Below are 17094 nucleotides of genomic sequence, written 5' to 3'. Positions count from 1 at the left end.
ATGAAAAAAGCGACCAACCTGCGCAGCCTTGCCGCGCAACTGATTGAACGCGTGGTGGATAAAGGGGAATCGCTGAGCGCGATTCTGCCCGCTGCGCAAAAAACGCTGGCAAACAACGATGGCGCGCTGCTGCAGGAGTTGTGTTTTGGCGTGACGCGCACGCTGCCGCAGCTGGAAGCGTTGATTAATAAGCTGATGGAGCGGCCGTTAACCGGCAAACAGCGCGTACTGCACTATCTGATCATGGTGGGCCTGTATCAGCTGCTGTATACCCGTGTTCCGCCGCACGCCGCGCTGGCAGAAACCGTGGCCGGGGCTGAAGCACTGAAGCGGGCAAATCTGAAAGGCTTGCTTAACGGCGTGCTGCGTGAGTTCCAGCGCCAGCAGGACGCACTGCTGGCGGAGGTCAATCAGGGCCCGCAGCGCTACTGGCATCCGGGCTGGCTGCTGAAACGGTTGCAGACCGCGTGGCCGGAGCAGTGGCAGCAGATTGTGGAAGCAAATAATCAGCGACCGCCAATGTGGCTGCGCGTGAATCGTCAGCATCACAGCCGTGACGCCTGGCTGGCGTTATTAACCCAGCAGAATCAAAATGCGTTTGGTGCTGACGCGCCGGATGCGCTGCGTCTTGAAGCTCCGGCACCGGTCAGTCAGCTGCCAGGCTTTGAGCAGGGCTGGGTGACGGTGCAGGATCTCTCTGCTCAGCGTTGTGCCCTGCTGCTGGCGCCGGAAAACGGCGAAACCATTCTTGACCTGTGCGCTGCGCCCGGCGGCAAAACCACCCATATTCTCGAAATTGCGCCGCAGGCCCGCGTAATGGCGGTGGATATCGATGCGCAGCGCCTGTCGCGCGTGACGGAAAACCTGCAGCGTCTGGGGATGCAGGCTGACGTGCGTCAGGGCGATGGCCGCACGCCAGCGGCATGGTGCGACGAGCAGCAATTCGACCGCATCCTGCTGGATGCGCCCTGCTCGGCCACCGGCGTTATTCGACGCCATCCGGATATCAAATGGCTACGCCGCGATCGCGATATCGACGAACTCGCCGCGCTACAGCGTGAGATTCTGGCGGCCATCTGGCCGCGCCTGAAATCGGGCGGTACGCTGCTTTATGCCACCTGCTCAGTGCTGCCGCAGGAGAACCAGCAGCAAATCGATGCTTTCCTCGCGACGCATGACGATGCGGTGCCGCAGGCACTGCCACAGGGGCAACTTAACGGCTGGCAGGTTTTCCCTGCCATCGATGGCGGCGACGGTTTCTTCTACGCTAAGCTGATGAAAAAATAGTGCAGCGCACAGTGACAAGAGCAACGTATCCATGAAAATTATTATCCTCGGCGCCGGCCAGGTGGGCGGCACGCTCGCCGAAAACCTGGTGGGCGAAAACAATGACATCACCGTGGTTGATAGCGATCCCTCACGCTTACGCGTGCTGCAGGATAAGTTTGACCTGCGCGTGGTGCAGGGCCATGGTTCGCACCCGCGCGTGTTGCGTGAAGCCGGCGCCGAAGATGCGGATATGCTGGTGGCGGTGACCAGCTCTGACGAAACCAACATGATTGCCTGTCAGATTGCTTACTCGCTGTTTAACACGCCAAACCGCATTGCCCGTATCCGCGCCGCCGATTATCTGCGCGATGCGGAAAAGCTGTTTGTGCCGGAAGCGGTGCCCATCGACCATTTGATCTCGCCTGAACAGCTGGTAATCGACAACATCTATCGGCTGATTCAGTACCCTGGCGCGTTACAGGTGGTGAATTTTGCCGAGGGCAAAGTCAGCCTGGCAGTGGTCAAAGCCTATTACGGCGGACCGCTGGTGGGCAATCCGCTGTCGATCCTGCGTGAGCACATGCCGCATATCGATACCCGCGTAGCCGCCATTTTTCGTCAGGATCGCCCGATCCGCCCGCAGGGATCGACGATCGTCGAAGCTGGCGATGAAGTGTTTTTTATTGCCGCCAGTCAGCATATTCGTGCGGTGATGAGCGAGATGCAGCGGCTCGAAAAGCCCTATAAACGCATTATGCTGGTCGGCGGCGGTAATATCGGCTTTGGCCTGGCGCAGCGGCTGGAAAAGCAGTACAGCGTTAAGCTGATTGAGCGTAATCAGCAGCGCGCGGCTGAACTGGCTGAACATCTGCAGGATACCATCGTGTTCTATGGCGATGCCTCGGATCAGGAACTGCTGGCAGAAGAGCATGTCGATCAGGTCGATCTGTTTATCGCCGTCACTAACGACGATGAAGCCAATATCATGTCAGCAATGCTGGCCAAAAAAATGGGCGCGAAAAAAGTGATGGTGCTGATCCAGCGTCGCGCCTATGTCGATCTGGTGCAGGGCAGCGTGATCGACATTGCGATCTCTCCGCAGCAGGCCACAATTTCTGCGCTGCTTGGCCACGTGCGCAAAGCCGATATTGTCGGCGTCTCTTCACTGCGCCGCGGTATTGCGGAAGCCATCGAGGCCATTGCCCACGGTGATGAAACCACTTCGCGCGTGGTCGGCCGCCTGATTGAAGATATTAAACTGCCGCCGGGCACAATTATCGGCGCGGTGGTGCGTGGTGATGACGTGATCATCGCCAATGATAATGTGCGTATTGAGCAAGGCGACCACGTGATCATGTTCCTCACCGACAAAAAGTTTGTGCCGGACGTTGAGCGTCTGTTCCAGCCGAGCCCGTTCTTCCTGTAACGCGTTGTGATTGGGCTGCAGTGAGAGTGGTGTTTAATCCATTGTTATAATGGCAATTACACGAAGGTTTGTTAGACTTTAGCCATTGGCCAAGGCAAGGAGATAACAATGAGTTTATTCAAAGAGTTTCGTGATTTCGCGATGCGCGGCAACGTAGTGGACCTGGCGGTCGGTGTGATCATCGGTGCTGCGTTCGGTAAGATCGTATCGTCACTGGTTGCGAACATCATTATGCCACCGCTCGGTTTACTGATTGGCGGCGTCGACTTTAAGCAGTTTAAATGGGTACTCAAGCCAGCCGAGGGCGATATCCCCGCGGTGGTGATGGAATACGGTAACTTTATTCAGACGGTATTTGATTTCATCATCGTGGCGTTTGCTATCTTCATTGCCATCAAAGTAATGAATAAACTGTATAAAAAGAAAGAAGTGGAAAAACCAGCGCCTAAACCGACTAATGAAGAAGTGCTGCTGACCGAGATTCGCGACCTGCTTAAGCAACAAAATAATAAAGTGTGATGAATAAAAGCCGCCAGTTTCAGGCGGCTTTTTTGTCACTAAAGCAGAAGGCCAGAGGTAAACACTGTTGCTTACCGCTGGCCTCCTGATTCGCTCCTTTCGCGTGTTTATCTTTACGCCGGTAGCTGCCTTTCCCCTTCTGATTGCGCTCAACTCGCTGGCGATACAGCGGATCGTGTAACAGGGCTTCCAGGGCGTTATCGTTAATTTTGCCTTTTCGATGCTGATAGTGACTCATATCGTCCTCCGGTTAGTGATGGCGCAACTATAGTCCCTGCGCGCCAGAATTCAATCCTTGCTACAACAAATTTCAGGATGCGGATCTTCACCGGTTTCCAGTGCCTCGAGGATCGAACAGCAGGCGCTACTGTGCCGGTCGCCACAACAGGTTTCCGCCAGCCGTTGCAGTGAGCGCTGAATGGTTTGCAGTTCGCCAATCATACTGTTCACCTCATCGAGCCGTTTCGCCACGATCGCTTTTGACTCTTCACAGGTGTGATGCTCTGGATCGATGCGGATCGACAGCAGGTCGCGGATCGATTCCAGGCTGAAACCAAGCTGCCGGCCGTAACGGATAAAACGCAGGCGCTGCAGATCGTTATCGCTGTACAGGCGGAAGCCGCCCTCGGTGCGTACCTCATGATCCATCATCTGCTGCTTTTCATAAAAGCGGATGGTGTCCGGCGTCACGTCCGCCAGTTTTGCCAGCTGGCCAATGCGATACATACTATTTCTCCTGCTGTAGCCGCTGACCGATCGCCGGGCGGTATTCGCCACGCAGAAAATCGGTGCTCATGCCAGCCTGCTGCAGCTTCATCTCCAGCAGTGTCAGGCGTTTGGCCAGTTCGCGCGCCTCGCTGTCATCAGGATCGAGTTCACGAAGCAGATCGCTCAGTGCCAGCGCGTCGCGGCGCATCTCCAGTTCCGGAGGGAGATAGCCGGCGTTTTTCAGCAGTCGCCAGGCACTGCGCAATTCCGCCGGCACACCACTGTCATCGTCCAGCGTGAGCGGCGCACCTTCACCAGACAGATTGCTCAGCTCCCCCTTTTCCTGAGCGGCGCGGATGTGTTGTTCAGCCAGCTGATCGATAAGCCACATAGAAACCTCCTGCAGGCATGTCTGCCAACAGCATAGCGAATGGAGGGGAAATAGGAAGAAATGACAGGCAATAAAAAACCCGCCGAAGCGGGTTTTTTACGTTACTGCAAATTACTCTGCAGCAGCTTCTGCTTGAGCTTCTGGACGATCAACCAGCTCGATGTATGCCATCGGAGCGTTGTCACCAGCACGGAAGCCACACTTCAGAATGCGAGTGTAACCACCGGCACGGCTCGCGAAACGCGGGCCCAGCTCGTTAAACAGTTTTGCCACGATCTCGTTATCACGAGTACGGGCGAATGCCAGACGACGATTAGCTACGCTGTCGGTCTTGGCAAGAGTAATCAGCGGCTCAACTACGCGACGCAGCTCTTTGGCTTTCGGCAGAGTCGTCTTAATGATCTCATGACGAACCAGAGAACCAGCCATGTTGCGGAACATAGCCTGACGATGGCTGCTGTTGCGGTTCAGTTGACGACCACTCTTACGATGGCGCATGACCTTATCCTTCTCAGTGAAACCTTAACCTGCGATCCGGTTATTCATCAGCAATGCTTGCCGGTGGCCAGTTTTCCAGGCGCATGCCCAGAGACAGACCACGTGATGCGAGCACGTCTTTAATCTCGGTAAGAGATTTTTTACCCAGGTTAGGCGTTTTAAGCAGCTCAACCTCGGTACGCTGTACCAGATCACCGATGTAGTGGATAGCTTCTGCCTTGAGGCAGTTAGCAGAGCGGACAGTCAATTCCAGATCGTCAACAGGGCGCAGCAGGATCGGATCGAATTCTGGTTTCTCTTCTTTGACTTCCGGCTGACGTACATCACGTAAGTCAACGAAAGCTTCCAGTTGTTCTGCCAGGATGGTCGCCGCACGACGAATCGCCTCTTCAGGATCGATTGTGCCGTTGGTTTCCATTTCGATGACCAGCTTGTCCAGGTCGGTGCGCTGTTCTACACGCGCTGCTTCAACATTGTAGGCGATACGGTCTACAGGGCTGTAGCAAGCGTCAACCAACAGACGGCCGATTGGGCGCTCATCTTCTTCCGAATGAATTCGGGCAGAAGCCGGCACATAACCACGACCACGCTGAACTTTGATACGCATGCTAATAGACGCGTTTTCATCGGTCAGATGGCAGATCACATGCTGCGGCTTGACGATTTCGACATCACCGTCGTGGGTAATGTCGGCTGCAGTCACAGGGCCAATGCCAGATTTATTCAGAGTGAGGATGACTTCATCTTTACCCTGAACTCTTACCGCCAGCCCTTTCAGATTGAGCAGGATTTCCAGGATATCTTCCTGTACGCCCTCTTTGGTGGAGTACTCGTGCAGCACGCCATCAATCTCAACCTCGGTCACCGCGCAACCCGGCATGGAAGAAAGCAGAATACGGCGCAGTGCGTTACCAAGAGTATGGCCAAAGCCACGCTCTAACGGCTCAAGGGTCACCTTGGCGTGCGTCGAACTCACTTGCTCGATATCTACCAGGCGCGGTTTTAGAAACTCTGTCACAGAACCCTGCATTGTGTCCTCTCTTTGGTACTAAGCTTTACTTAGAGTAAAGCTCGACGATCAGGTGTTCGTTAATGTCCGCAGACAGATCGGTACGCTCAGGAATACGCTTGAACACACCTTCCATCTTAGTCGCATCAACTTCCAGCCAGGTTGGCTTTTCACGCTGCTCAGCCAGCTCCAGAGCGGCCTTCACGCGAGATTGCTTTTTGGCTTTCTCACGGATGCTTACGACATCATTCGGAGATACCTGATAAGAAGCGATGTTAACAACGCGACCGTTTACCATTACAGATTTGTGGCTAACCAGCTGACGTGCTTCTGCACGAGTGGCACCAAAGCCCATACGGTAAACTACGTTATCCAGACGACCTTCCAGCAGAGCTAACAGGTTTTCACCGGTGTTGCCTTTCAGACGCGCTGCTTCTTTATAGTAGTTACGGAACTGACGCTCCAGCACGCCGTAGATACGACGAACTTTTTGCTTTTCACGTAACTGGCCGCCGTAATCAGACAGACGCGGTTTACGCGCACCATGCTGACCAGGGGCTTGTTCAATTTTGCACTTGGAATCAATCGCGCGAACGCCAGACTTAAGGAATAAGTCGGTGCCCTCACGACGGCTCAGCTTGAGCTTAGGACCCAAATATCTTGCCATTTTCTTTCTCCAACTAACCTAAAAAACGGAACGTTAAACGCGACGTTTTTTCGGCGGACGACAACCGTTGTGAGGGATCGGAGTCACATCAGTAATATTAGTGATGCGGAAACCAGCGGCGTTCAGAGCACGAATAGTAGATTCGCGGCCTGGACCCGGACCCTTAACCATAACTTCCAGGTTCTTAATACCGTAATCTTTCACGGCTTCTGCACAGCGCTCTGCAGCGACCTGAGCAGCAAACGGAGTAGATTTACGTGAACCGCGGAAACCGGAACCACCGGCGGTTGCCCAACCCAGTGCGTTACCCTGACGATCAGTAATAGTAACGATGGTGTTGTTAAAAGACGCATGGACATGAGCCACGCCATCTGAGACTTGTTTTCTTACACGCTTACGTGCACGAACTGGTGCCTTTGCCATTATTTACTCACCCCGATTATTTCTTGATCGGTTTACGCGGACCCTTACGGGTACGTGCGTTGGTCTTAGTACGCTGACCGCGCACCGGCAGACCACGACGATGGCGTAAACCACGGTAGCAACCAAGGTCCATCAGACGCTTGATGCTCAGGGTGATTTCACGGCGCAGATCACCTTCAACAACGAATTTACCAACTGCTTCACGCAGCTGATCAATTTGTTCTTCAGACAGCTCACTGATCTTAACATTTTCAGCGATGCCCGTTTCAGCACAGATGGCTTTAGAACGGGTTTTGCCGATACCGAAGATCGAAGTTAATGCGATAACGGTATGTTTTTGATCAGGAATGTTAATGCCTGCTATACGGGCCACTATGCACTCCTATAATTAAATAAATGCGTACCATGCTGAAAAGCCCGTTTTCAGGATACTCAAATGGAAACGCATCGACATACAAAAGATTGGCTGGCTAATCTAGCCAGCTCAACCCGACTTTGCAAGAAAAATATGTGACTTAATCAGCCCTGGCGCTGTTTATGCTTAGGCTCGGAGCTGCAGATCACACGTACGACACCGTCGCGACGAATGATTTTGCAGTTACGACATAATTTCTTGACGGAAGCACGAACTTTCATTTTTACTCTCCGTAACTTCTCAAGCTACTGAATTAACGGCCATAGCCTTTCAGGTTAGCTTTCTTCAATGCAGACTCGTACTGACTGGACATCATCAGAGTTTGCACTTGAGCCATAAAGTCCATGATGACAACCACTACAATCAGCAGCGAGGTGCCGCCAAAGTAGAAGGGAACCTTCATGGCATCACGCATGAACTCCGGGATCAGGCAGATAAAAGTAATATACAGTGCGCCGATTAAGGTCAGACGTGTCATTACTTTATCGATGTACTTCGCCGTTTGCTCTCCCGGACGAATTCCCGGTACGAATGCACCAGACTTCTTCAGGTTATCTGCTGTTTCACGCGGGTTGAAAACCAACGCCGTGTAGAAGAAACAGAAGAAGATGATTGCAGTCGCATAGAGTAGCACATAAAGCGGCTGTCCTGGCTGCAAATACAGCGAAATTGTTGTCAGCCAGTTCCAACCGGTACCGCCCCCGAACCAGGATGCTATCGTCGCCGGGAACAGGATAATGCTGGAAGCAAAGATGGCTGGGATTACGCCCGCCATGTTCACTTTCAACGGTAAATGTGTGCTCTGTGCAGCATATACACGACGACCTTGCTGACGTTTAGCGTAGTTGACCACAATGCGGCGCTGGCCACGCTCAACGAAAATAACAAAGAACGTCACTGCAAATACAAGAACTGCAACCAACAGCAACAGAAGGAAGTGCAGGTCGCCTTGCCGCGCTTGCTCGATGGTATGGCCAATGGCCGGCGGTAAACCCGCAACAATACCCGCGAAGATAATGATCGAAATACCGTTACCGATACCTCGTTCAGTAATCTGTTCGCCCAGCCACATCAGGAACATGGTTCCGGTAACCAGACTTACAACAGCGGTAAAGTAGAAAGCAAAGCCTGGATTTAATACCAGGCCCTGCATTCCAGGCATATTCGGCAGACCGGTAGCAATACCGATCGACTGGAATATAGCCAGAACCAGTGTGCCGTAGCGAGTGTACTGGCTGATCTTACGACGACCAGCTTCACCCTCTTTCTTAATCTCGGCCAACGCGGGATGAACCACCGTCAGCAGCTGGATAATAATAGAGGCCGAAATATACGGCATAATACCCAGCGCGAAGATTGAGGCACGACTGAGAGCACCACCAGAGAACATGTTAAACATTTCAATGATGGTGCCACGCTGTTGCTCAAGCAGTTTGGCAAGTACAGTGGCATCGATACCGGGGATTGGAATAAAAGAGCCAATACGGAAGACAATCAGTGCACCGATTACAAACAACAGTCTGCGCTTCAGTTCACCAAAGCCACCTTTGGCACTTTGAAAATCTAATCCCGGTTGCTTTGCCATCTGCTACTTATTCCTCGATTTTACCGCCAGCAGCTTCGATTGCAGCACGAGCACCTTTGGTGACACGCAGACCACGAATCGTAACAGGTGCAGATACTTCACCAGACAGGATCACTTTCGCGAACTCAATCTGTACACCGATGATGTTAGCTGCTTTCAGCGTGTTCAGGTCGACGATACCGCCTTCCACTTTCGCCAGATCAGACAGACGCACTTCTGCAGTCACGAATGATTTGCGCGAGGTGAAGCCGAACTTCGGCAGACGACGGTACAGAGGCATCTGACCACCCTCGAAACCACGACGTACGCCACCGCCAGAACGAGACTTCTGACCTTTGTGACCACGACCGCCGGTTTTACCGAGGCCAGAACCGATACCACGGCCCAGACGCTTGGAAGCGTGTTTAGACCCTTCGGCCGGAGACAGAGTGTTTAAACGCATCTCTTACTCCTCCACTTTCAGCATGTAAGAAATCGCGTTGATCATACCGCGTACAGCTGGCGTGTCTTCACGCTCAACGGTGTGACCAATACGACGCAGACCCAGACCAACCAGAGTGGCTTTGTGCTTAGGCAGGCGGCCGATTGAGCTACGGGTTTGTGTAATTTTGATTGTCTTAGCCATCGTGATTACCCCAGAATTTCTTCAACGGATTTACCACGCTTGGCAGCAACCATATCCGGAGACTTCATATTGCCCAGGCCGTCGATAGTTGCACGAACCACGTTGATCGGGTTGGTGGAACCATAGGCTTTAGCCAGAACGTTATGAACTCCAGCGACTTCCAGAACGGCGCGCATTGCACCGCCGGCGATGATACCGGTACCTTCAGAAGCCGGCTGCATGAACACACGAGAACCCGTGTGCGCACCTTTAACCGGGTGCTGCAGGGTGCCGTGAGTCAGCGCGACATTAACCATATTGCGACGAGCTTTTTCCATCGCTTTCTGGATCGCTGCTGGAACTTCACGCGCTTTACCGTAACCAAAACCAACGCGGCCGTTACCATCACCCACTACAGTCAGAGCGGTGAAGGAGAAAATACGACCACCTTTCACAGTTTTAGAGACACGATTTACCGCGATCAGTTTTTCCTGCAGGTCGCCAGCTTGTTTCTCGATGTGTGCCATCTTAGACCTCTACCTTAGAACTGAAGGCCAGCTTCACGAGCAGCATCTGCAAGTGCCTGGACGCGACCATGATATTGGAAACCGGAACGGTCGAAAGAAACATCTTTGATGCCTTTTTCGATAGCGCGCTCAGCCAGAGCTTTACCTACAGCTGCAGCGGCGTCTTTGTTGCCGGTATACTTCAGTTGTTCAGCGATAGCTTTTTCTACAGTAGAAGCAGCAACCAGAACTTCGGAACCGTTCGGGGCGATTACCTGTGCGTAAATGTGACGCGGGGTACGATGTACCACCAGGCGAGTAGCACCCAGCTCTTTGAGCTTGCGACGTGCACGGGTCGCACGACGGATACGAGCAGATTTCTTATCCATAGTGTTACCTTACTTCTTCTTAGCCTCTTTGGTACGCACGACTTCGTCGGCGTAACGAACACCCTTGCCTTTGTAAGGCTCAGGACGACGGTAGGCGCGCAGATCAGCTGCAACCTGACCAATCAGCTGTTTATCAGCGCCTTTCAGCACGATCTCAGTCTGAGTTGGACATTCAGCAGTGATGCCGGCCGGCAGTGCATGGTCAACCGGGTGAGAGAAGCCCAGGGCCAGACTCACAGAGTTGCCTTTAACAGCTGCACGATAACCAACACCAACCAGTTGCAGCTTCTTGGTGAAGCCTTCGGTAACACCGATAACCATGCCGTTCAGCAGCGCACGGGCAGTACCTGCCTGTGCCCAACCATCCGCATAACCTTCGCGTGGAGCGAAAGTCAGGGCGTTGTCTGCATGCTTAACTTCTACAGCACTGTTGATAGTACGAGTCAGCTCGCCGTTTTTGCCTTTGATCGAAACTTCCTGACCGTTGAGTTTTACCTCTACGCCGGCAGGAACAACGACAGGTGCTTTTGCAACACGAGACATTTTATCCTCCGATTACGCTACGTAGCAGATAATTTCGCCACCAAGACCAGCCTGGCGCGCTGCACGATCAGTCATGACACCTTTAGAGGTAGAAATTACAGCAATGCCCAGACCGGCCATAACTTTTGGCAGCTCATCTTTTTTCTTATAGATGCGCAGACCTGGACGGCTAACACGCTGAATGCTTTCTACAACAGCTTTACCCTGGAAGTACTTAAGAGTCAGTTCCAGTTCCGGCTTGATGTCGCCTTCGATTTTAAAATCTTGAATATAGCCTTCTTCCTTCAGCACGTTGGCAATTGCCACTTTCAGCTTGGAGGAAGGCATAGAGACCGCAACTTTGTTCGCGGCCTGACCGTTACGGATACGGGTCAGCATATCCGCGATCGGATCTTGCATGCTCATCTGTGTTACTCCCGTGATTCAAATGGTGACAATTACCAGCTAGCCTTTTTCAGACCCGGGATTTCACCGCGCATTGCGGCTTCACGGACCTTGATACGGCTCAACCCAAACTTCCGCAGGAAACCGTGCGGACGACCTGTCTGACGGCAGCGGTTACGCTGACGTGAAGGGCTGGAATCACGCGGCAGACTCTGCAGCTTGAGAACGGCGTTCCAACGGTCTTCGTCGGATGCGTTCACATCAGAAATGATCGCTTTCAGTTCAGCGCGTTTTGCGAAGAACTTGTCTGCTAATTTCACACGCTTAACTTCGCGTGCTTTCATAGATTGCTTAGCCATTAAGTAACCCTACCTTACTTGCGGAACGGGAAGTCAAAGGCAGCCAGCAGAGCACGGCCTTCATCATCAGATTTCGCAGTAGTGGTAATGGTGATATCCAAACCACGAACGCGATCGACTTTGTCGTAATCGATTTCTGGGAAGATGATCTGCTCACGAACGCCCATGCTGTAGTTACCACGACCGTCGAAAGACTTCGCGGACAGACCACGGAAGTCACGGATACGCGGTACAGCAATAGTGATCAGACGCTCAAAGAACTCCCACATGCGCTCGCCACGCAGAGTTACTTTACAGCCGATCGGATAGCCCTGACGGATTTTGAAGCCTGCAACTGATTTGCGTGCTTTGGTGATCAGCGGTTTTTGACCGGAGATTGCTGCCAGGTCAGCTGCTGCGTTATCCAGCAGTTTCTTGTCAGCGATCGCTTCACCAACACCCATGTTCAGGGTGATCTTCTCGACCCGAGGGACTTGCATGACAGAATTGTAGCCAAACTCTGTCATGAGTTTCTGGACTACTTCGTCTTTGTAGTAATCATGCAGTTTCGCCATCGTACTACTCCAAATTACTTGATAGTTTCGCTGTTAGACTTGAAGAAACGGACTTTTTTACCGTCTTCGAATCTAAAGCCTACACGGTCAGCCTTGCCGGTTGCCGCATTGAAGATTGCAACGTTAGAAACCTGAATAGCAGCTTCTTTTTCAACGATGCCGCCTGGTTGGTTCAGAGCCGGAACCGGCTTCTGGTGTTTCTTAACCAGGTTGATACCTTCAACGATGACCTTACCAGAAGTCAGGACATTCTTTACTTTACCGCGTTTACCTTTGTCTTTACCGGTAAGCACGATAACTTCGTCGTTACGACGGATTTTCGCTGCCATTGTTCGCTCCTTAGAGTACTTCTGGTGCCAGAGAGATAATTTTCATGAACTTTTCAGTACGAAGTTCACGAGTTACCGGCCCAAAAATACGCGTTCCGATAGGCTGCTCGCTGTTATTGTTCAGAATAACGCATGCATTACCATCGAAGCGAATGACAGAACCGTCCGGGCGACGAACACCCTTCCTGGTGCGCACCACTACCGCTTTCAGGACATCACCTTTTTTCACCTTGCCACGCGGAATTGCTTCCTTGATGGTCACTTTGATGATATCGCCGACGCCTGCGTAGCGACGGTGCGAGCCACCCAGAACCTTGATACACATTACGCGACGTGCACCGGAGTTGTCGGCGACGTTCAGCATAGTCTGTTCTTGGATCATTTTAGTGCTCCGCTAATGTCAACTACTACTTCGGGACCCAAACCTCAGGTCGTTAAAAAGCCCCATAATTGAGGGCGCGGCATTATAACACCGGTTCTCGCAGATGGGTAGAAAAAATGAACGGCTCCATAGAGCCGTTCATTTTGTTTTTAGAGGAAGCGGATTCTATTACAGAATCGCTTTCTCTACAACGCGAACCAGAGTCCAGGACTTAGTCTTGGACAGTGGACGGGTTTCGCGGATTTCAACCACGTCACCAATACCACACTCGTTGTTCTCGTCATGGATGTGCAGCTTAGTCGTACGCTTAATGAATTTACCGTAGATCGGGTGCTTCACGAAACGCTCGATAGCAACAACAGCAGATTTCTGCATTTTGTCACTAACAACACGACCCTGCAGAGTACGGATTTTATCGGTCATTACGCCGCCTTCTCAGTCAGTAAAGTCTTAACGCGTGCAACATCACGGCGAACTTGCTTCAGCAGATGGGTCTGCTGCAGCTGGCCAGATGCTGCCTGCATGCGCAGGTTAAACTGCTCGCGCAGGAGGTTAAGCAGCTCAGTGTTCAGCTCTTCAACGCTTTTTTCACGCAGCTCAGTTGCTTTCATTACATCACCGTCTTAGTTACAAAGGTGGTTTTGATAGGCAGTTTTGCTGCTGCCAGCTTGAATGCTTCACGGGCCAGCTCTTCCGGTACACCGTCCATTTCATACAGGACTTTACCAGGCTGGATCAGGGCAACCCAATACTCCACGTTACCCTTACCTTTACCCATACGCACTTCCAGCGGCTTCTCGGTGATTGGTTTGTCCGGGAATACACGGATCCAAATCTTACCTTGACGCTTAACTGCACGGGTCATAGCACGACGTGCTGCTTCGATCTGACGAGCAGTCAGACGACCACGGCCAACAGCTTTCAGACCGAAAGTACCGAAGCTAACATCCGTACCCTGCGCCAGACCGCGGTTACGGCCTTTGTGCACTTTACGGAATTTCGTACGCTTTGGTTGTAACATCAGCGACTCTCCTTACTTACGGCCTTTACGCTGCTGCTTTTTAGGTTGAGCAGCCGGTTCCGGTTGTTCAACAGCAGCCATACCACCCAGGATCTCACCTTTGAAGATCCATACCTTAACGCCGATTACACCATAAGTGGTGTGCGCTTCAGAGGTGTTGTAGTCAATGTCAGCACGCAGAGTGTGCAGCGGTACACGACCTTCACGGTACCATTCGGTACGTGCGATCTCAGCACCGCCCAGACGGCCGCTAACTTCAACTTTGATACCTTTAGCGCCCAGACGCATTGCGTTCTGTACAGCACGCTTCATCGCACGACGGAACATCACACGACGCTCCAGCTGTGAAGTGATGCTGTCAGCAACCAGTTTTGCGTCCAGTTCCGGTTTACGGACTTCGGCGATATTGATCTGTGCAGGAACGCCAGCGATGTTCGCTACGACCGTGCGCAGTTTTTCAACGTCTTCACCTTTTTTACCGATAACGATACCCGGGCGAGCGGTGTGAATGGTCACACGGATGCTCTTAGCCGGACGCTCGATAACGATGCGAGATACAGACGCTTTTGCCAGTTCTTTGTTCAGGAACTGACGTACTTTAAAGTCGCTGTCCAGGTTGTCAGCGAATTCTTTGGTGTTCGCAAACCAGGTAGAGTTCCATGGTTTTACAATACCCAGGCGAATACCATTAGGATGTACTTTCTGACCCATTGCTAGTCTCCAGAGTCTCAGCGATCGGACACAACCACAGTAATGTGGCTGGTGCGCTTCAGGATGCGATCTGCACGACCTTTAGCACGCGGCATAATGCGCTTCATGCTAGGGCCTTCATCTACGAAAATTTTCGCAACTTTCAGATCGTCGATATCAGCGCCATCGTTGTGTTCGGCGTTAGCAATGGCAGATTCCAGGACTTTCTTAACCAGTACAGCCGCTTTCTTGTTGGTGTAAGTCAGAATATCCAGAGCCTGCGACACTTTCTTACCGCGAATCAGGTCAGCAACAAGGCGAACCTTCTGAGCAGAAGAACGAGCATGGCGATGTTGAGCAATAGTTTCCATCTCTTCCTCCTACTTATTTCTTCTTGGCTTTCTTATCAGCAGCGTGGCCGCGATAAGTACGTGTCGGTGCAAATTCACCCAGCTTGTGGCCGACCATTTCGTCGGAAACAAAGACAGGAACGTGCTGACGACCATTATGGACAGCGATGGTCAAACCGATCATGTTAGGGAAGATCGTTGAACGACGGGACCAAGTGCGCAGGGGCTTCTTGTCACCGCTTTCCACCGCTTTCTCTACCTTCTTCAGCAAGTGCAGGTCAATAAAAGGACCTTTCTTGAGAGAACGTGGCATGGCTTATCCTCTAAAATTATTTGCTACGGCGACGTACGATAAATTTATCAGTACGCTTGTTGCTACGGGTCTTCTTACCTTTGGTCTGAACGCCCCACGGAGTTACCGGGTGCTTACCAAAGTTACGACCTTCACCACCACCGTGCGGGTGATCGACTGGGTTCATCGCAGTACCGCGAACGGTAGGACGAACACCACGCCAACGGGTTGCACCGGCTTTACCCAGAACGCGCAGCATGTGCTCAGCGTTACCGACTTCGCCCAGGGTTGCGCGGCAGTCAGCTTCGACTTTACGCATTTCGCCTGAACGCAGACGCAGGGTAACGTAGGAACCTTCACGCGCAACGATCTGCACGTAAGCACCAGCAGAACGGGCAATCTGACCGCCTTTACCTGGTTTCATTTCTACGTTGTGCACGGTTGAACCAACCGGGATGTTACGCATCGGCAGGGTGTTACCTGCTTTGATCGCAGCATCAACGCCAGACTGAATCTGGTCGCCAGCTTTCAGGCCTTTAGGGGCCAGGATGTAACGGCGCTCGCCATCTTTGTACAGAACCAGTGCGATGTTCGCAGAACGGTTCGGATCGTACTCAAGACGCTCAACAACTGCCGGGATACCATCTTTGTTGCGTTTGAAGTCAACAATACGGTAAGCCTGCTTGTGACCACCACCGATATGACGGGTAGTGATACGACCATTGTTGTTACGACCACCGGATTTGCTGTTTTTTTCAACCAGCGCGGCAAAAGGCTTGCCTTTGTGCAGCTCAGGGTTCACCACTTTAACAACGTGACGACGACCCGGAGATGTCGGTTTACATTTAACAACTGCCATTGTCTTTCTCCTCCGACTTACTCAGCGCCGCCGACGAAGTCCAGGTTCTGGCCTTCTTTCAGGGTGACGTAAGCTTTTTTCCAGTCGCTACGACGACCGATACGCTGTCCGTGACGCTTAACTTTACCCTTAACAACCAGGGTGTTTACGTCTTTCACTTCTACTTCGAACAGTTTCTCAACAGCAGCAACGATCTCTGCTTTGGTCGCGTCTTTGGCAACTTTGAGAACGATGGTATTGGTTTTTTCCATCGCGGTTGATGCTTTTTCAGATACGTGCGGCGCGCGCAGTACTTTCAGCAGACGTTCTTCACGGATCATGCCAGCATCTCCTCAACTTGCTTAACTGCTTCTGCAGTCATAACGACTTTGTCGAAGGCGATCAGGCTAACTGGGTCGATACCCGCTGCATCACGCACGTCAACCTTGTACAGGTTACGCGCAGCCAGGAACAGATTCTCATCCAGTTCACCGGTGATGATCAGCACGTCTTCCAGCGCCATGTCTTTCAGTTTCTGTACCAGCAGCTTAGTTTTAGGCGCTTCAACAGAGAACGACTCGACAACGATCAGACGGTCCTGACGTACCAGCTCGGACAGGATGCTTTTCAGCGCGCCGCGGTACATCTTTTTGTTAACTTTTTGACTGTGGTCCTGTGGACGCGCAGCGAAGGTCACGCCACCTGAACGCCAGATCGGGCTCTTGATAGAACCTGAACGCGCACGGCCGGTGCCTTTCTGACGCCATGGCTTTTTGCCTGAACCAGTTACTTCAGCACGAGTTTTCTGCGCGCGAGTACCCTGACGAGCACCTGCAGCGTAAGCAACAACAACCTGGTGAACCAGCGCTTCGTTGAAATCACGACCGAAGGTAGTTTCGGAAACAGTCAGCGCGCTCTGCGCGTCTTTCAGTACTAATTCCAT

32 protein-coding genes are annotated in these 17094 nt (G+C 52.3%); 3 read left to right on the top strand and 29 right to left on the bottom strand.

Annotated features, from left to right (window positions below; genetic code table 11):
• From rsmB to mscL, 3 genes are all read left to right on the top strand, one after another.
• Positions 1–1287, top strand: a complete 1287-nt coding sequence (gene rsmB, locus AC6I7J_RS01780; protein ID WP_498006607.1) for a 16S rRNA (cytosine(967)-C(5))-methyltransferase RsmB — start codon at positions 1–3, stop codon at positions 1285–1287.
• Between the two features lie 31 nt (positions 1288–1318).
• Positions 1319–2695 carry a Trk system potassium transporter TrkA gene (gene trkA, locus AC6I7J_RS01775; protein ID WP_021508228.1) on the top strand — a complete coding sequence of 459 codons (1377 nt, stop codon included), beginning with the start codon at positions 1319–1321 and terminating at the stop codon, positions 2693–2695.
• Between the two features lie 108 nt (positions 2696–2803).
• On the top strand, positions 2804–3214 hold the full coding sequence (gene mscL, locus AC6I7J_RS01770; RefSeq protein ID WP_021508227.1) for a large-conductance mechanosensitive channel protein MscL: 411 nt from the start codon (positions 2804–2806) through the stop codon (positions 3212–3214).
• A gap of 19 nt (positions 3215–3233) precedes the next feature.
• Here the strand turns inward: mscL and AC6I7J_RS01765 are convergent, their stop codons facing one another.
• From AC6I7J_RS01765 to rplD, 29 genes are all read right to left on the bottom strand, one after another.
• Positions 3234–3452 (bottom strand): alternative ribosome-rescue factor A, encoded by a 219-nt coding sequence (locus tag AC6I7J_RS01765; protein ID WP_021508226.1) that lies wholly within the window; start codon positions 3450–3452, stop codon positions 3234–3236.
• 50 nt (positions 3453–3502) lie between these two features.
• Positions 3503–3940, bottom strand: a complete 438-nt coding sequence (gene zntR, locus AC6I7J_RS01760) for a Zn(2+)-responsive transcriptional regulator (RefSeq protein WP_021508225.1) — start codon at positions 3938–3940, stop codon at positions 3503–3505.
• Between the two features lies 1 nt (position 3941).
• Positions 3942–4313: a DnaJ family domain-containing protein gene (locus AC6I7J_RS01755; RefSeq protein ID WP_211727106.1), complete on the bottom strand. Its 372-nt coding sequence runs from the start codon at positions 4311–4313 to the stop codon at positions 3942–3944.
• A 111-nt stretch (positions 4314–4424) separates the two neighbouring features.
• A complete protein-coding gene (gene rplQ / locus AC6I7J_RS01750) occupies positions 4425–4811 on the bottom strand; it encodes a 50S ribosomal protein L17 (protein WP_003850180.1) in 387 nt (128 codons plus the stop codon).
• A 40-nt stretch (positions 4812–4851) separates the two neighbouring features.
• Entirely contained in the window at positions 4852–5841 is a 990-nt protein-coding gene (locus AC6I7J_RS01745; protein ID WP_007891688.1) for a DNA-directed RNA polymerase subunit alpha, read from the bottom strand.
• A 25-nt stretch (positions 5842–5866) separates the two neighbouring features.
• Entirely contained in the window at positions 5867–6487 is a 621-nt protein-coding gene (gene rpsD, locus AC6I7J_RS01740) for a 30S ribosomal protein S4 (RefSeq protein ID WP_010618555.1), read from the bottom strand.
• Between the two features lie 33 nt (positions 6488–6520).
• Entirely contained in the window at positions 6521–6910 is a 390-nt protein-coding gene (rpsK, locus tag AC6I7J_RS01735) for a 30S ribosomal protein S11 (protein WP_004160563.1), read from the bottom strand.
• A 16-nt stretch (positions 6911–6926) separates the two neighbouring features.
• Positions 6927–7283 carry a 30S ribosomal protein S13 gene (rpsM, locus tag AC6I7J_RS01730; RefSeq protein ID WP_021508223.1) on the bottom strand — a complete coding sequence of 119 codons (357 nt, stop codon included), beginning with the start codon at positions 7281–7283 and terminating at the stop codon, positions 6927–6929.
• A 146-nt stretch (positions 7284–7429) separates the two neighbouring features.
• On the bottom strand, positions 7430–7546 hold the full coding sequence (gene rpmJ / locus AC6I7J_RS01725; protein WP_071813610.1) for a 50S ribosomal protein L36: 117 nt from the start codon (positions 7544–7546) through the stop codon (positions 7430–7432).
• A 32-nt stretch (positions 7547–7578) separates the two neighbouring features.
• Positions 7579–8910 (bottom strand): preprotein translocase subunit SecY, encoded by a 1332-nt coding sequence (gene secY, locus AC6I7J_RS01720; protein WP_021508222.1) that lies wholly within the window; start codon positions 8908–8910, stop codon positions 7579–7581.
• A 7-nt stretch (positions 8911–8917) separates the two neighbouring features.
• Entirely contained in the window at positions 8918–9352 is a 435-nt protein-coding gene (rplO, locus tag AC6I7J_RS01715) for a 50S ribosomal protein L15 (protein ID WP_021508221.1), read from the bottom strand.
• Between the two features lie 3 nt (positions 9353–9355).
• Positions 9356–9535, bottom strand: coding sequence for a 50S ribosomal protein L30 (gene rpmD, locus AC6I7J_RS01710; RefSeq protein ID WP_013510758.1), 180 nt, complete (start codon positions 9533–9535; stop codon positions 9356–9358).
• 5 nt (positions 9536–9540) lie between these two features.
• Positions 9541–10041, bottom strand: coding sequence for a 30S ribosomal protein S5 (gene rpsE, locus AC6I7J_RS01705; protein ID WP_010618560.1), 501 nt, complete (start codon positions 10039–10041; stop codon positions 9541–9543).
• A gap of 14 nt (positions 10042–10055) precedes the next feature.
• A complete protein-coding gene (gene rplR / locus AC6I7J_RS01700; RefSeq protein ID WP_013510760.1) occupies positions 10056–10409 on the bottom strand; it encodes a 50S ribosomal protein L18 in 354 nt (117 codons plus the stop codon).
• A 9-nt stretch (positions 10410–10418) separates the two neighbouring features.
• On the bottom strand, positions 10419–10952 hold the full coding sequence (rplF, locus tag AC6I7J_RS01695; RefSeq protein ID WP_007891676.1) for a 50S ribosomal protein L6: 534 nt from the start codon (positions 10950–10952) through the stop codon (positions 10419–10421).
• 12 nt (positions 10953–10964) lie between these two features.
• Entirely contained in the window at positions 10965–11357 is a 393-nt protein-coding gene (gene rpsH / locus AC6I7J_RS01690) for a 30S ribosomal protein S8 (RefSeq protein WP_021508220.1), read from the bottom strand.
• 32 nt (positions 11358–11389) lie between these two features.
• Complete coding sequence (gene rpsN / locus AC6I7J_RS01685) at positions 11390–11695, bottom strand: 30S ribosomal protein S14 (RefSeq protein WP_010618564.1); 306 nt, start codon at positions 11693–11695, stop codon at positions 11390–11392.
• 14 nt (positions 11696–11709) lie between these two features.
• Complete coding sequence (gene rplE, locus AC6I7J_RS01680; RefSeq protein WP_013510763.1) at positions 11710–12249, bottom strand: 50S ribosomal protein L5; 540 nt, start codon at positions 12247–12249, stop codon at positions 11710–11712.
• Between the two features lie 14 nt (positions 12250–12263).
• Complete coding sequence (rplX, locus tag AC6I7J_RS01675) at positions 12264–12578, bottom strand: 50S ribosomal protein L24 (RefSeq protein WP_021508218.1); 315 nt, start codon at positions 12576–12578, stop codon at positions 12264–12266.
• Positions 12579–12588: 10 nt separating this feature from the next.
• The gene (gene rplN / locus AC6I7J_RS01670) at positions 12589–12960 is read right to left on the bottom strand and encodes a 50S ribosomal protein L14 (RefSeq protein ID WP_006120590.1); all 372 of its coding nucleotides are present in this window, start codon (positions 12958–12960) and stop codon (positions 12589–12591) included.
• Between the two features lie 168 nt (positions 12961–13128).
• Entirely contained in the window at positions 13129–13383 is a 255-nt protein-coding gene (gene rpsQ, locus AC6I7J_RS01665; RefSeq protein WP_010618568.1) for a 30S ribosomal protein S17, read from the bottom strand.
• On the bottom strand, positions 13383–13571 hold the full coding sequence (rpmC, locus tag AC6I7J_RS01660) for a 50S ribosomal protein L29 (RefSeq protein ID WP_021508217.1): 189 nt from the start codon (positions 13569–13571) through the stop codon (positions 13383–13385). The genes rpsQ and rpmC overlap by 1 nt, the downstream gene beginning before the upstream one ends.
• Positions 13571–13981 carry a 50S ribosomal protein L16 gene (rplP, locus tag AC6I7J_RS01655; RefSeq protein WP_002438716.1) on the bottom strand — a complete coding sequence of 137 codons (411 nt, stop codon included), beginning with the start codon at positions 13979–13981 and terminating at the stop codon, positions 13571–13573. Before rplP ends, rpmC begins: the two co-directional genes overlap by 1 nt.
• Before the next feature lie 12 nt (positions 13982–13993).
• Entirely contained in the window at positions 13994–14692 is a 699-nt protein-coding gene (gene rpsC / locus AC6I7J_RS01650; RefSeq protein ID WP_021508216.1) for a 30S ribosomal protein S3, read from the bottom strand.
• A gap of 17 nt (positions 14693–14709) precedes the next feature.
• Entirely contained in the window at positions 14710–15042 is a 333-nt protein-coding gene (gene rplV / locus AC6I7J_RS01645; protein WP_007891659.1) for a 50S ribosomal protein L22, read from the bottom strand.
• A 13-nt stretch (positions 15043–15055) separates the two neighbouring features.
• Positions 15056–15334, bottom strand: coding sequence for a 30S ribosomal protein S19 (rpsS, locus tag AC6I7J_RS01640; protein ID WP_001138115.1), 279 nt, complete (start codon positions 15332–15334; stop codon positions 15056–15058).
• Between the two features lie 16 nt (positions 15335–15350).
• Positions 15351–16172 (bottom strand): 50S ribosomal protein L2, encoded by an 822-nt coding sequence (rplB, locus tag AC6I7J_RS01635; protein WP_010618573.1) that lies wholly within the window; start codon positions 16170–16172, stop codon positions 15351–15353.
• A 17-nt stretch (positions 16173–16189) separates the two neighbouring features.
• Positions 16190–16492, bottom strand: coding sequence for a 50S ribosomal protein L23 (gene rplW / locus AC6I7J_RS01630; RefSeq protein WP_010618574.1), 303 nt, complete (start codon positions 16490–16492; stop codon positions 16190–16192).
• Positions 16489–17094, bottom strand: a complete 606-nt coding sequence (gene rplD, locus AC6I7J_RS01625; RefSeq protein WP_021508215.1) for a 50S ribosomal protein L4 — start codon at positions 17092–17094, stop codon at positions 16489–16491. The genes rplW and rplD overlap by 4 nt, the downstream gene beginning before the upstream one ends.

The organism is Type-C symbiont of Plautia stali (genome assembly GCF_059730935.1).
This window is presented reverse-complemented; position numbering and strand designations above follow the sequence as displayed.

Bases quoted from the DNA above. Each gene is read 5' to 3' on its own strand.
- rplD (WP_021508215.1), bottom strand. From the start codon at position 17,094: ATGGAATTAGTACTGAAAGACGCGCAGAGCGCGCTGACTGTTTCCGAA.
- zntR (WP_021508225.1), bottom strand. From the start codon at position 3,940: ATGTATCGCATTGGCCAGCTGGCAAAACTGGCGGACGTGACGCCGGAC.
- rpsH (WP_021508220.1), bottom strand. From the start codon at position 11,357: ATGAGCATGCAAGATCCGATCGCGGATATGCTGACCCGTATCCGTAAC.
- AC6I7J_RS01765 (WP_021508226.1), bottom strand. From the start codon at position 3,452: ATGAGTCACTATCAGCATCGAAAAGGCAAAATTAACGATAACGCCCTG.
- AC6I7J_RS01755 (WP_211727106.1), bottom strand. From the start codon at position 4,313: ATGTGGCTTATCGATCAGCTGGCTGAACAACACATCCGCGCCGCTCAG.
- rpsQ (WP_010618568.1), bottom strand. From the start codon at position 13,383: ATGACCGATAAAATCCGTACTCTGCAGGGTCGTGTTGTTAGTGACAAA.
- rplQ (WP_003850180.1), bottom strand. From the start codon at position 4,811: ATGCGCCATCGTAAGAGTGGTCGTCAACTGAACCGCAACAGCAGCCAT.
- rpsE (WP_010618560.1), bottom strand. From the start codon at position 10,041: ATGGCACACATCGAGAAACAAGCTGGCGACCTGCAGGAAAAACTGATC.
- rplO (WP_021508221.1), bottom strand. From the start codon at position 9,352: ATGCGTTTAAACACTCTGTCTCCGGCCGAAGGGTCTAAACACGCTTCC.
- rpsC (WP_021508216.1), bottom strand. From the start codon at position 14,692: ATGGGTCAGAAAGTACATCCTAATGGTATTCGCCTGGGTATTGTAAAA.
- rplV (WP_007891659.1), bottom strand. From the start codon at position 15,042: ATGGAAACTATTGCTCAACATCGCCATGCTCGTTCTTCTGCTCAGAAG.
- rplE (WP_013510763.1), bottom strand. From the start codon at position 12,249: ATGGCGAAACTGCATGATTACTACAAAGACGAAGTAGTCCAGAAACTC.
- rplP (WP_002438716.1), bottom strand. From the start codon at position 13,981: ATGTTACAACCAAAGCGTACGAAATTCCGTAAAGTGCACAAAGGCCGT.
- rplN (WP_006120590.1), bottom strand. From the start codon at position 12,960: ATGATCCAAGAACAGACTATGCTGAACGTCGCCGACAACTCCGGTGCA.
- rpmD (WP_013510758.1), bottom strand. From the start codon at position 9,535: ATGGCTAAGACAATCAAAATTACACAAACCCGTAGCTCAATCGGCCGC.
- rpmJ (WP_071813610.1), bottom strand. From the start codon at position 7,546: ATGAAAGTTCGTGCTTCCGTCAAGAAATTATGTCGTAACTGCAAAATC.
- rplW (WP_010618574.1), bottom strand. From the start codon at position 16,492: ATGATCCGTGAAGAACGTCTGCTGAAAGTACTGCGCGCGCCGCACGTA.
- mscL (WP_021508227.1), top strand. From the start codon at position 2,804: ATGAGTTTATTCAAAGAGTTTCGTGATTTCGCGATGCGCGGCAACGTA.
- rsmB (WP_498006607.1), top strand. From the start codon at position 1: ATGAAAAAAGCGACCAACCTGCGCAGCCTTGCCGCGCAACTGATTGAA.
- secY (WP_021508222.1), bottom strand. From the start codon at position 8,910: ATGGCAAAGCAACCGGGATTAGATTTTCAAAGTGCCAAAGGTGGCTTT.
- rplF (WP_007891676.1), bottom strand. From the start codon at position 10,952: ATGTCTCGTGTTGCAAAAGCACCTGTCGTTGTTCCTGCCGGCGTAGAG.
- AC6I7J_RS01745 (WP_007891688.1), bottom strand. From the start codon at position 5,841: ATGCAGGGTTCTGTGACAGAGTTTCTAAAACCGCGCCTGGTAGATATC.
- rpsK (WP_004160563.1), bottom strand. From the start codon at position 6,910: ATGGCAAAGGCACCAGTTCGTGCACGTAAGCGTGTAAGAAAACAAGTC.
- rpsD (WP_010618555.1), bottom strand. From the start codon at position 6,487: ATGGCAAGATATTTGGGTCCTAAGCTCAAGCTGAGCCGTCGTGAGGGC.
- rpsN (WP_010618564.1), bottom strand. From the start codon at position 11,695: ATGGCTAAGCAATCTATGAAAGCACGCGAAGTTAAGCGTGTGAAATTA.
- rplB (WP_010618573.1), bottom strand. From the start codon at position 16,172: ATGGCAGTTGTTAAATGTAAACCGACATCTCCGGGTCGTCGTCACGTT.
- rplR (WP_013510760.1), bottom strand. From the start codon at position 10,409: ATGGATAAGAAATCTGCTCGTATCCGTCGTGCGACCCGTGCACGTCGC.
- rplX (WP_021508218.1), bottom strand. From the start codon at position 12,578: ATGGCAGCGAAAATCCGTCGTAACGACGAAGTTATCGTGCTTACCGGT.
- rpsS (WP_001138115.1), bottom strand. From the start codon at position 15,334: ATGCCACGTTCTCTCAAGAAAGGTCCTTTTATTGACCTGCACTTGCTG.
- rpmC (WP_021508217.1), bottom strand. From the start codon at position 13,571: ATGAAAGCAACTGAGCTGCGTGAAAAAAGCGTTGAAGAGCTGAACACT.
- trkA (WP_021508228.1), top strand. From the start codon at position 1,319: ATGAAAATTATTATCCTCGGCGCCGGCCAGGTGGGCGGCACGCTCGCC.